Here is a 12116-nt window from a genome sequence, read left to right on the forward strand (position 1 = left end):
CCATTGGGGAAGGTGCTTCTTTCCCGATTACGCCTGAGGAGAGCAAAGCATGGATAAGCTGATCATCAACGGTGGAAAACCGCTCGCGGGGACGGTGACCATCAGCGGAGCAAAAAACAGCGCAGTCGCACTCATTCCAGCAGCGTTGCTGGCAGATGGACCCGTTGTTATTGAGAATCTCCCCCGTATTCAGGATGTAGGTATTTATCACGAGCTCTTGCAGGAAATGGGAGCTGACGTGCTGTTCGAAGAAGATTGGATGGAAATCGATGGACGCGCTATGAGGCTGATGCTCATGCCAAATGGTCGTATCAAAAAGCTTCGTGCCTCGTACTATTTGTGGGGAGCGTTGCTCGCCAAGTTCGGTGAAGCGCAGGTTGGCTTGCCAGGTGGCTGTGATTTGGGCCCACGTCCAGTAGATTTGCATATCAAAGGCTTTGAAGCGATGGGCGCCGAAGTGGAGAACAAAAACGGCGTCATGACCATCCGTGCCCAAAATGGACGGTTGCAGGGTGCGCGAATTTATCTCGATCTGGTCAGTGTTGGTGCGACCATTAATATCATGCTGGCTGCTGCCAAAGCAGAGGGTGTGACAATTATTGAAAACGCTGCTCGTGAGCCTGAGATCGTCGATGTAGCGACCTTGCTCAACAACATGGGAGCAAACATCAAAGGCGCCGGAACGGACATGATCCGCATTCAAGGCGTAGAACGCTTGCGCGGATGCCGTCATACGATTATCCCCGATCGAATCGAAGCGGGGACGTACATGATTGCGGCAGCGGCTACGAACGGCAATGTGATGGTGGAGAATGTTATTCCGAAGCATTTGGAGTCTGTAACGGCCAAGTTGCGCGAAATCGGTGCGCAAGTGGTAGAGCAGGATGACAGTATTCAAGTCATCGGACATGATTCTTATCGATCAATCGATGTGAAAACAAGTCCGTATCCGGGCTTTCCAACGGATCTCCAGCAGCCGATCACGACCTTGCTGACTCTTGCCAAAGGCTCAAGCATCGTGACGGACAATATTTACAGCTCGCGCTTTCGACATGTAGATGAACTGCGCCGTATGGGAGCTTCCTTGAAGATTGAAGGAAGATCCGCTGTCATCGAAGGCGGAAGCAAACTGAATGGTGCCAAAGTGGTAGCTTCGGATTTGCGTGCGGGAGCAGCTTTGTTCATTGCTGGCTTGGCAACGAACGGCACGACAGAATTAGAAGGACTCGAACATATAGATCGTGGCTACGAAAACTTGGTGGGCAAACTGCAAGCCTTGGGTGCCGATATTACTCGGTTAGGCCTGCAAAGCATGGAAAACCACCAGCGTTAACCAATCACCAGGAGAGGAGTCTTCCAGAATGGAACGCAGTTTAACACTTGAACTGGTACGTGTGACTGAAGCAGCTGCTTTGGCTTCTGCCAGTTGGATGGGTCTCGGAAAAAAAGATGAGGCTGACGATGCGGCAACGACCGCAATGCGCAATGAATTTATGAAAGTACCGATGGATGGCATCGTAGTTATTGGTGAGGGCGAAATGGACGAAGCCCCAATGCTGTACATTGGTGAGCGTTTGGGCCAGGGAGTGGCTCCGGCAGTCGATGTGGCTGTTGACCCTTTGGAGGGAACAAATATCCTCGCAAAAGGTACATGGGGAGCGATTTCGGTCATTGCCATTGCAGACCGTGGAAATTTATTGCATGCTCCTGACATGTATATGGAGAAAATGGCAGTAGGGCCTAAAGCGGTCGGCAAAGTCGATATCAACGCACCGGTTCGTGACAACCTGAAAGCGGTAGCGCAGGCACAGGGGAAAGATATCAGCGATTTGGTCGCTATTGTGCTTGACCGAGATCGTCACTCTAAGGTGATTCACGAAATTCGTGAGGCAGGCGCACGTATTCGCCTCATCTCAGACGGAGACGTAGCTGCTGCGATCAATACCGCTTTCCCGGATACAGGTGTAGACATTTTGTTCGGTTCTGGAGGAGCTCCTGAAGGTGTTCTGGCAGCTGTTGCCTTGAAATGCCTCGGGGGAGAAATTCAGGGCAAGCTCTTGCCACAAAATGAAGATGAGATTAAACGCTGTGTCAAAATGGGCTTGACGAACCCTCATCAAGTGCTGTTCATGGATGATTTGGTGAAAGGTGATGACGCCATTTTTGCAGCGACAGGTGTAACGGATGGCGAGTTGCTCAAAGGGGTTCGCTTCCAAGGAACTCGTGCGACGACCAATTCCGTGGTTATGCGTGCAAAAACCGGAACGGTACGCTTCATTGAAGGGAACCACCGCTTAGAACGCAATCCGAGTAACGGTTTGTAAGAAAACAATTTTCGCATTTATATGTTGAGCTAGGTTTTTTCAAGAGTAAATAAAGAGTGGTGGATGTATGTTACTTTCTGAACTAGAAGAAAAGAAGCTGACCGACCTCTATAAGCTGGCCAAGGAATACCATATTCCGTACTACTCCCAGCTGAAGAAGAAGGAATTGATTTTCGCGATTCTTCGAGCACGTGCGGAGCGGGATGGTCTCATGTTTATGGAGGGGGTTCTCGAAATATTGCCGGAGGGCTACGGCTTCCTCCGCCCCATTAACTATCTCCCCAGCTCGGAAGATATCTACATCTCCCAGTCGCAGATTCGCCGTTTTGATCTGCGGATGGGGGATGTGGTATCAGGAAAAGCAAGACCACCGAAGGAGAATGAACGTTATTTTGGACTCCTTCAAGTAGAGGCAGTGAACGGAGAAGACCCTGAGACAGCTGCAGAGCGTCTGCATTTCCCCGCATTGACACCGTTGTATCCTCAAACCAAGCTTGTACTGGAGACAGCCCCTGCACGTGTTTCCACTCGCCTGATGGATCTTCTCTCTCCTGTTGGACTGGGTCAGCGTGGATTGATTGTGGCTCCGCCAAAAGCGGGGAAAACCATGCTGATCAAAGAGATTGCCAACAGCATTACTGAAAGCCGTCCGGATATCCACTTGTTTGTCTTGCTCATTGATGAGCGTCCGGAAGAGGTGACAGATATGCAGCGATCTGTCAAAGGAGAGGTAGTTGCCTCGACTTTTGACGAGTTGCCTGAGAATCACATCAAAGTTGCTGAGCTTGTCTTGGAGCGTGCGAAGCGACTGGTTGAGCACAAAAAAGACGTGGTGATCCTGCTGGATTCCATTACACGTCTCGCGCGTGCCTACAACTTGGTTATTCCTCCAAGTGGTCGAACGTTGTCCGGTGGTATTGATCCGGCAGCCTTCCATCGTCCTAAGCGCTTTTTTGGTTCAGCGCGGAACATTGAAGAAGGCGGCAGCTTGACCATTTTGGCTACGGCTTTGGTTGAGACTGGCTCTCGTATGGACGATGTGATCTATGAGGAGTTCAAAGGAACCGGAAACATGGAGCTTCATTTGGATCGCAAGCTGGCCGAGCGCAGAATTTTCCCGGCGATCGATATTCGCCGTTCGGGTACGCGCCGCGAAGAGCTTCTGCTCACCAAAGAAGAGCTGGATAAGCTGTGGATGATCCGGAAGAACATGAATGAAACAAATGAGTTTGTAGACTCCTTTATTAAAAAGTTGGCAGATACAAAAACAAACGAAGAATTTTTGCAAACCCTTGAGTCTAAGCAACAGGGCAGAGGGAAAGCAGCTAGCACGACGGTGAGTTCATGATGACTCACCGTCATTTTTTTTGTGGCGTTGGCATACCGTTAGGAAGGGAGCTGGAAAAGAAGGAGGAGATGCTTAGTGGAGTACGTGCAAGTTAGCGCTCCGGTGGAGTCACAGATGGAAGCGAAAAAAGCTGTCGTGGAGCAGGCGCTATTTCAAGCGTTTAATCCCTATGCCAGTCTGGCTGCACCTGCACCAGCAACGAAAGGAAATTCAGTGATGTACGCTGTTCGGCAAGGAGATACACTATCCGGTATTGCCCAGAGCTACGGTCTTTCTTTAAAAAATCTGGTAGAGGCTAATAGCCTTACGAATCCCCATCTGTTAAGTGTGGGCATGAAGCTAATCATCAAGCGTGATGAAGTCGGACATATGGTGAAACGCGGAGAAACACTGGATTACATAGCAAGGCGGTACGGTGTAAGTCGGGAATCGTTAATCGAACGAAATCCACTGCTAAAATGGCTGTCGGACAACCTGTATGTAGGGCAGGTCGTGTACGTCCCCATCGCTAAAGGCAATCCGATGTTGAGCAATGATCCTCAGCAGAAGCGAAGTGCCGTTCAAGCGGCAAGTCGGCAAGTCATTACAAGGATTCGCGGGGGTCTAAGTTGGCCTGTCAGAGAAGCAACGCTTACAAGCGGATTTGGGGCGCGTTGGGGAAAAGAACACAAGGGTGTGGATTTGTGGAATGAACAGGAATCAAAGACCCCGATCTTGGCAGCGAGGGCAGGGGTTGTTGTGGAGGCAGGCGCCAACCGATCAGGGTATGGGCGGATGGTCGTGATTGATCACGGAGATGGCTTGCAAACCTTTTATGCTCATATGCGTCTCTTGCTCGTGTCACCTGGTCAAACCGTAGATGCGGGTGAGATATTGGGATACATGGGGCAAACGGGTAACTCTACGGGCTACCATTTGCACTTTGAAGTGCGCCAGGATGATGTGCCGATCAATCCACTTCCCTATCTTGGCAGGTAACCCTATACAATTTACATTGCTTTTTCAATGCGATACAATGGGCAAAGCAAAGAAGCGAGGCGATTTTCCCATGTATTTAGTTTACGCAGATGAAAAAGGCAATGTATACGACCACCCAGGTCTTTTTGCAGTGGCTCGTAACGGAGATATATTGACAGAAATTCTGGAAGAAGAACTGATCCCGCTCCCGGAAGGATCGACGTTGGTCAGTTTGCCGGACACCGAGCCGATCGGAATGGACCCTGACACAGGTGAAATGGTCAAGTTGGATGGCTGTACAGCAGTAGGCGCACTTGTGCCACAAGGAATTACAAGGCTATTGCTGCCAGGCTACGTGAAAACGAACAAGGAGAGCAAGCTGCCTTTGTTTGGCTATTCCGCAGTCGTTTGGAAGGATAACCGTTTCTGGGTAACGGGTCGGGCTAGTGACGATATCTACAAATGGGACCCGTTGAATTTCCCGATGGATGAACTGCGCCAGCGAGTGGCAAAGACGTTGGAGACGTTTCCGCAAAACCGCATTTTGAACCACTTGTCTCACTGTGCGTTGGAGTACGAATGCTTGACGGCCTCCAATAACTTTTTCAACCGCTGGGAAGGCAGCTTGCCTGTTTCCTATACCTGTAATGCCGGTTGCTACGGCTGTATTTCCGAGCAACCAGATGACAGTGGATTCCCTTCTCCACAGACGCGGATGAATTTCAAGCCGACAGAGGACGAGCTGGTGGAAGTCATGCTGCATCACCTGAAGTCACCGGAGAGCATCATCAGCTTCGGACAGGGCTGTGAGGGTGAGCCTTCTACGATGGCTTCCTTCATTGTTCCTGCCATGCGTCGTGTACGGGAAACGACAGATATGGGCTTTATCAACATCAATACGAATGCGGGCTTGACGGATCATATCAAAGGCATTGTCGATGCCGGGCTTGATCTGATGCGCGTAAGTATTATCAGTGCGATTGACGAACACTATAATGCCTACTACCGCCCGCGCAACTACACGTTGGAAAATGTAGCGCGTTCTGCTGAGTACGCTGCATCCAAGGGTGTGTATACGTCGATTAACTACTTGTGCTTCCCTGGCGTGTTTGACCGCGAAGAGGAAATGGAAGCGATGATCGAGTTCATCCGCAGAACAGGCATTAAGCTGATTCAGCTGCGGAATCTGAATATCGATCCAGAGAGTTATCTGGCGATGATTCCAAAGGCACAAGGCGAAGTATTCGGCATGAAGCAAGCCATCGAGATTTATCAGCAGGAGCTGCCAGATGTGGTGATCGGTTCGTTTACACACATTCCTCCAGATCAGCTCCAGCGTAGGAAAAACATGGCTTAATCGGCCAACCAGTTGCATTTCGGCAGTGATTCATGCTACTATCTGATATGTGTTTATATAACTCTGTTTCGGCAAACGATTCAGGGCGGAAAGAGGTGTAGAAGAGATGAAACAAAACATTCATCCTAAGTACAACGTAGTAACCGTTAGCTGCGCATGTGGTAACGAATTTGAATCCGGTTCCGTGAAACAAGTGCTGAAAGTGGAGATCTGCTCCAACTGCCATCCTTTCTTCACAGGAAAACAAAAATTCGTTGATGCAGGCGGCCGTGTAGACCGTTTCAAACGCAAATACAATCTGTAATAATCAGAATGTATGGGAACAACCAGGTAGAGCAATCTGCCTGGTTTTGTCTTTTTCTGGCACTGATTTTTTCGGGAGGACAAAACGATGACTGCCATAGTCTGGTTCCGTCGGGATCTGCGTTTACACGACCACGCTGCTCTGCACGCAGCCATGCTCGCAGGCGATCCGATTATTCCTGTTTATATCGTGGAGGATTCGCTTTGTCGTTCTGTGACTGCAGGAGATAAGCGACTGCATGCGCATTTTGCCGCGATAGCTGCACTCGGCGACGCTTTGGCTCAACTGGGAGGACGCCTCTTGATTCGCCACGGCAACCCACAGCAAGTGCTTTGTCAATTAGCGCAAGAGACGGGTGCAAATAAGCTGTTTTTCAATCGCGATTATGCGCCAGAGGCTCGCAAGCGAGACGAGCTCGTGTCAGAAGTGTTGAGCAGTCAGGGCGTGCTTGTACATACATGCAAGGATCTGATTTTGCATGAGCCAGGGGAAATTATGACGAAGCAGCGTACACCGTATGCCGTTTTTACGCCTTATCGCCGCGTTTGGCAGACGCTCCCAAAAGACCGACCGTTCCCTCAGCCGACAAGATGGAATCTATTTGATCGGTTGAAGGAGTTGGCGAGTGAGCCAGTTCCTGCTGTGGAGGCGTTTGGACGAAAACGACCGATCGGCCCCGAGTGGGAAATGGAACAGTTCGGGGAGCTGGCGGCACGTAAACGATTGCAGCAATTTTTAGATGGTGACATTTATACGTATAAAGAACAACGCGACATGCCAGGGGTGAACGCGACCTCCCGGCTGTCATTTGCCCTAAACGCAGGTACTCTGTCTATACGGACGGTGTATCATAGTGTACAGGAAGTGCTTGCTTCCGCGCGGGGTGAACAGGTTCCCTCGATCGAAGCTTTTCTTACGGAACTCATATGGAGAGAATTTTATCAGCAGGTGCTTTATTTCCATCCACACACGACTGACCATGCCTACCTGCCACAATTTGAGAAGGTAGCTTGGGAAAACAGGAAGGACCTATTTACCCGTTGGTGTCATGGGGAGACGGGCTACCCGATTGTCGACGCTGCCATGAAGCAGTTGAATGAGACGGGATGGATGCACAATCGGCTGCGGATGATTACTGCCTCTTTTTTGACAAAGGATTTGCTTGTGGATTGGCGTTGGGGAATGGCCTACTTCGCACAGCAGTTGGTCGATTTCGATGAAGCAGCAAACATCGGGGGCTGGCAGTGGAGTGCTTCGACTGGTACCGATGCGCAGCCGTATTTTCGGATTTTTAATCCTGTCACACAAGGGGAAAAGTTTGATCCAGACGGGGGTTTCGTCAAAAAATATCTTCCCGTTTTGCGTGAAGTACCTCTACAATATATTCATAAACCGTGGGACATGCCGGAGCAAATCCAAGAGCAAGCAGGCTGTAAGATTGGCTTCGACTACCCGATTCCTTGTGTGGACCATGCACAAAGAAGAAAGCTGGCCATGGCCTTGTTTCAGGAGGCAAAAGACCGCCATGCAAAGACTGAGTAACAACTTTTAGGCAAAGGGAGATAGAGACGTGGCACAACTATATTTTCGGTATGGAGCGATGAACGCTTCCAAATCCATTCAATTATTGACCGTTGCCCACAACTATGAGCAATCGGGGAAAAAAGTAGTAGTGTTTACTCCAGCAGTTGATGATCGCTATGGCGTGGGAAAAGTTGCTTCGCGTGTGGGAATTAGCCGAGAAGCAATTCCGATTAGCGAAGAGACCGATCTGTATCAAATCGTAGAGGCAGAGTCAGTCAAGCCGCATTGCGTATTGGTTGACGAGGCTCAGTTCATCAGCCGCCACCATGTGGATCAGCTCGTCAGGATTGTAGACAAGCTGGGCATTCCCGTAATCGTCTATGGCTTGTTGAAAAACTTCAAGAATGAGCTCTTCCCTGGCAGTGCTGCCCTGTTGTGCGAGGCTGACAAGGTCGAAGAGATTAAAACCGTTTGTGTTTATTGCAATAAAAAGGCGACTCATATTCTCAAGTTCAAAAATGGACAACCCGTCTACGCTGGGGAGACGATTGAAATTGCTGGAAATGATACGTACAGCAGCGTCTGTCGCAAGCATTACTATACGCCTCCAGTTGCCGAATAAAGAAAGCATAAGCCACCCCCTATTTGTCCCGTGCATGAGCCCAAGAGGCGATGCGCAGACTAAGCAAAACAGGAGGTGGCTTTTTCATGCGGACACAGCCTATTTGGCGAAGCTCGTTGGTCATTCTGGGCTTGGTGGCACTCACTTCTGCCCTCACCGTCGGCTGCGGAGGAAATACAGCTAAGCAACAGGGTTATAGTACGGATATGAGGAATACGCAGCACAATATGAAGGTCAGAGGGGATCAAAGCGGCCATACGCTGCAAGGTCGTACTCCTGTTGCTGCAGATCGAGACCCGCTAATGGGGCGCAATCAAAATCCGAATATGGTTACCGGTCAAACGAATGTGCGCAATACGCCAGTCGAAGTGACCAATATGGAGAGGATGGCCATGTCGGTGAAAGGTGTAGAAAATGCTCGCATCACACTCAGCGATGCCAATGCATATGTTACTCTTGACCTTGTGCATAACATCACTGCGAATCAAGCGCGTACCATCGAGCAGCAGGTCATTTCACTTCTTCGTGAAAGAATTCCAAACTACGATTTTCACTTAACCTCGCATGACGGTTACCATCGCTGATAGGTGAGCAGGACGTATGTAGCAAGGCTCGGCATAGCCGGGCCTGTTTGGCATCGGTAAAACATTTCCAGTAATAATGCACTTTGACTTCTTACGCCTTTCCTCCTATAATTTATCTGTTATAACCGTTTTTATGGTAGATAGCATTTTATCGCAATTCATATCTAACATACATGCTACCAAGGCTTCGCCTGCGCCAAAAGGCTATTATTCTTTGCGATGGGGTGAAATAAAAATGTTTACACGCTTATCTGCAGTCGAAGAGCGTTTTGAAGAAGTAACGAATCTCCTATGTGACCCCGACGTCATTAGTGATACAAAACGCTTGCGTGAACTGTCTAAGGAACAATCTTCGTTGGAAGAGACGGTAACGACATACCGTGAATATAAATCAGTGGTGAGTCAAATCGACGACGCGAAAGCGATGCTGGAAGAGAAACTGGATGACGAGATGCGTGAAATGGTCAAGCTCGAACTCAGTGAATTGTCAGCACGCAAGGAACAACTGGAAGATCGCTTGAAGATCCTCTTGCTTCCAAAAGACCCGAACGATGAGAAAAACGTGATTGTGGAAATCCGCGGTGCTGCGGGCGGCGATGAAGCTGCACTGTTTGCAGCAGTGCTTTTCCGGATGTACACACGTTTTGCGGAGCGCAACGCTTTTAAAATTGAAGTGCTGGAGGCAAGCCCAACCGATATCGGCGGATACAAGGAAATTGTCTTCTCGCTGTCCGGTCGCGGTGCTTATAGCAAAATGAAATTCGAAAGCGGCGCGCATCGTGTGCAACGAATCCCGGCTACTGAGTCCGGTGGACGCATCCATACTTCTACTGCGACTGTACTGGTTCTGCCAGAAGCAGAAGACGTGGAAGTGGAAGTACACGAAAAAGATATCCGCATCGATACGTTCTGCTCTAGTGGTGCGGGCGGTCAGAGCGTTAACACGACCAAGTCAGCGGTTCGCGTAACGCATATTCCTACAGGGATCATGGTTTCTTGTCAGGACGAGAAATCCCAGCATTCCAACAAAGACAAGGCGCTGCGTGTATTGCGCGCACGTCTGTATGATTTCTATATGCAACAACAAAATGCGGAAGCAGATGCTACGCGAAAAAGCTTGGTGGGTACTGGTGACCGAAGCGAGCGCATCCGCACGTACAACTATCCACAAAGCCGCGTGACCGACCACCGCATCGGTCTGACCTTGCACCGACTGGAATCGGTATTGGAAGGCGAATTGGATGAAGTGATCGACAACCTGATCATGCATGAACAAACGGAGCTTTTGAAAAGCCATGCACACTCAGCTTGATTGGTCTGATGTCACGACGATTCGAGAAGCCCTATTACGGGCTTCTTCCTTTTTGCGGGAAAAAGGGACAAAGGATCCTTTGTTCGAAGCGGAGCTCATGATTCGTCATTGTCTCGACTGGGATCGGACGCGCTTTTTAATGGCGATGACGGATTCAATCGATCCAGAAACATTGGTGAAGCTGGACGGACTGTGCGTGCGCAGGGCGAATAACGAGCCATTGCAATACATGTTTGGCGAACAGGAGTTTTACGGGCGTCCTTTTACGGTGAGACCAGGTGTGCTGATCCCGAGACCGGAAACGGAAATACTGGTGGAGCGAGTGATGGCAGCTGCTGCAAATCTCTGGCCTGAGCGGGAAGAACTAGCGGTGGTGGATATCGGAACAGGGAGCGGAGCCATCTGCGTTACGCTCGCGTTAGAAAAACCGCAATGGCGCGTGACTACGGTGGACCTGTCTCCTGAGGCAACGGCAATCGCTAGGGAAAATGCAAGTCGTCTTGGTGCAGATGTCCGCTTTCTACAAGGGGATTTGGTGCAACCGCTTTTGGAAGCAGGCGAAAAGGTAGACATTCTCGTGTCCAATCCACCATATATCCCGAGTCGCGATGTCGAGGAGCTGGACGATGAAGTGCGCGTACATGAACCTCGCTTGGCTTTGGATGGCGGGGAAGATGGTCTGGATTGCTATCATCGACTGTGTGAGGCGCTGCCGAATCTATTGAAAGAAAGAGCGGTCGTAGCGTTTGAGGTAGGCATTTATCAGGCTGGGGATGTAGCAGAATTGATGAAAGCATCTGGTGTCATGGATGAGGTAGAGATTGTTCCAGATTTGGCGGGGATCGAGCGAGTTGTTATCGGAGTGAGACGATAGCGCTGACTCGTCTCGCCTTTTTTATATAGGGAATGAATGTTTGAAATCGTGTGAATCCGTCCATACTGATTGCTAAAGAGAGAAGATCAGTATAGAGGGAGACGGATAACGATGAAACGGATGTTGTTAATGGCATTTAGCCTGTTTATGCTTATGATGAGCTGGGAGGGGCAGCTTACTTCGGCCAATGTGTTGGATAATGGGCCGATCCCTCAAGAATCTGTTCGCTTGCGCATTATTGCGAACAGCGATTCTGTCCAAGATCAATGGTTAAAGCGCGAAGTCAGAGATGCGATTATCGCTCAAATGAATACGTGGGCGGACGATATCAAGACTTTGGAGGAAGCAGAGCAAGTCATTCAATCACAATTACCCGTCCTTCAACAGGTCGTAGACAAGACGATCAAGGAACGAGGATTTTCGTACAAAGCTGTAGTGGATTTTGGCGAAGTCCCTTTTCCGACGAAGCTGTATGGCTCCTATGTGTATCCTGCGGGTAATTACCGAGCAGTCCGTGTACAAATTGGAGAGGCAAAAGGTCAAAACTGGTGGTGTGTCCTGTTCCCGCCGCTCTGCTTTATTGACATGTCCAATGGCGACGCTGTAAAAGCCGAGCCAACTCCAGAGCCTGAAGAATCTGAACAAACGACAGCAGCTGTATCCGAGGAAGAGGAAGACTACGATCGATTTGATAGAAAGCAAGTAGCGGTCGTACCCCTAGAAGAGAACGAAGTAGGGCTACATTCCGAATCAAATAAAGTGGACGCTGAGCAAACAAAAGTAGAGGTAGAAGAGTCCGAAGAGGTAGAAAAAGTAGAAGAAGTAGAAGAAGTAACTGCCTCTGCTCCTGAAGTAGAAGTGAGATTTTACTTATGGGAAAAAATCGAGAGCTGGCTCTCTTAAGCTGGAC

Annotated in this window: 12 protein-coding genes; all 12 read left to right on the top strand. The window is 49.6% G+C overall.

The features are described from left to right. Positions 1-49 precede the first annotated feature (49 nt). Entirely contained in the window at positions 50-1333 is a 1284-nt protein-coding gene (locus ACFVS2_RS29825; RefSeq protein ID WP_390239997.1) for a UDP-N-acetylglucosamine 1-carboxyvinyltransferase, read from the top strand. A 28-nt stretch (positions 1334-1361) separates the two neighbouring features. Beyond that, a complete protein-coding gene (gene glpX / locus ACFVS2_RS29830) occupies positions 1362-2324 on the top strand; it encodes a class II fructose-bisphosphatase (protein WP_173619727.1) in 963 nt (320 codons plus the stop codon). Between the two features lie 67 nt (positions 2325-2391). Beyond that, positions 2392-3672 carry a transcription termination factor Rho gene (rho, locus tag ACFVS2_RS29835; RefSeq protein WP_017252384.1) on the top strand — a complete coding sequence of 427 codons (1281 nt, stop codon included), beginning with the start codon at positions 2392-2394 and terminating at the stop codon, positions 3670-3672. A gap of 75 nt (positions 3673-3747) precedes the next feature. After that, positions 3748-4650, top strand: coding sequence for a peptidoglycan DD-metalloendopeptidase family protein (locus ACFVS2_RS29840; protein ID WP_390239999.1), 903 nt, complete (start codon positions 3748-3750; stop codon positions 4648-4650). Between the two features lie 70 nt (positions 4651-4720). After that, the gene (locus ACFVS2_RS29845) at positions 4721-5986 is read left to right on the top strand and encodes a radical SAM family protein (protein WP_390240001.1); all 1266 of its coding nucleotides are present in this window, start codon (positions 4721-4723) and stop codon (positions 5984-5986) included. 106 nt (positions 5987-6092) lie between these two features. Next, the gene (gene rpmE / locus ACFVS2_RS29850; RefSeq protein ID WP_007725524.1) at positions 6093-6290 is read left to right on the top strand and encodes a 50S ribosomal protein L31; all 198 of its coding nucleotides are present in this window, start codon (positions 6093-6095) and stop codon (positions 6288-6290) included. A gap of 87 nt (positions 6291-6377) precedes the next feature. After that, positions 6378-7832, top strand: a complete 1455-nt coding sequence (locus ACFVS2_RS29855) for a cryptochrome/photolyase family protein (protein WP_390240003.1) — start codon at positions 6378-6380, stop codon at positions 7830-7832. A gap of 28 nt (positions 7833-7860) precedes the next feature. After that, the gene (locus tag ACFVS2_RS29860; RefSeq protein ID WP_390240005.1) at positions 7861-8436 is read left to right on the top strand and encodes a thymidine kinase; all 576 of its coding nucleotides are present in this window, start codon (positions 7861-7863) and stop codon (positions 8434-8436) included. An 86-nt stretch (positions 8437-8522) separates the two neighbouring features. Further along, entirely contained in the window at positions 8523-9020 is a 498-nt protein-coding gene (locus ACFVS2_RS29865) for a sporulation protein (RefSeq protein ID WP_390240007.1), read from the top strand. A 235-nt stretch (positions 9021-9255) separates the two neighbouring features. Next, a complete protein-coding gene (gene prfA / locus ACFVS2_RS29870; RefSeq protein WP_173619723.1) occupies positions 9256-10332 on the top strand; it encodes a peptide chain release factor 1 in 1077 nt (358 codons plus the stop codon). Then, on the top strand, positions 10316-11206 hold the full coding sequence (gene prmC, locus ACFVS2_RS29875) for a peptide chain release factor N(5)-glutamine methyltransferase (protein WP_390240009.1): 891 nt from the start codon (positions 10316-10318) through the stop codon (positions 11204-11206). The genes prfA and prmC overlap by 17 nt, the downstream gene beginning before the upstream one ends. 111 nt (positions 11207-11317) lie before the next feature. Beyond that, complete coding sequence (spoIIR, locus tag ACFVS2_RS29880) at positions 11318-12109, top strand: stage II sporulation protein R (protein WP_390240011.1); 792 nt, start codon at positions 11318-11320, stop codon at positions 12107-12109. Positions 12110-12116: the final 7 nt, after the last annotated feature.

It is taken from the genome of Brevibacillus sp. NPDC058079, assembly GCF_042885155.1.
Taxonomy (GTDB): Bacteria; Bacillota; Bacilli; order Brevibacillales; family Brevibacillaceae; genus Brevibacillus.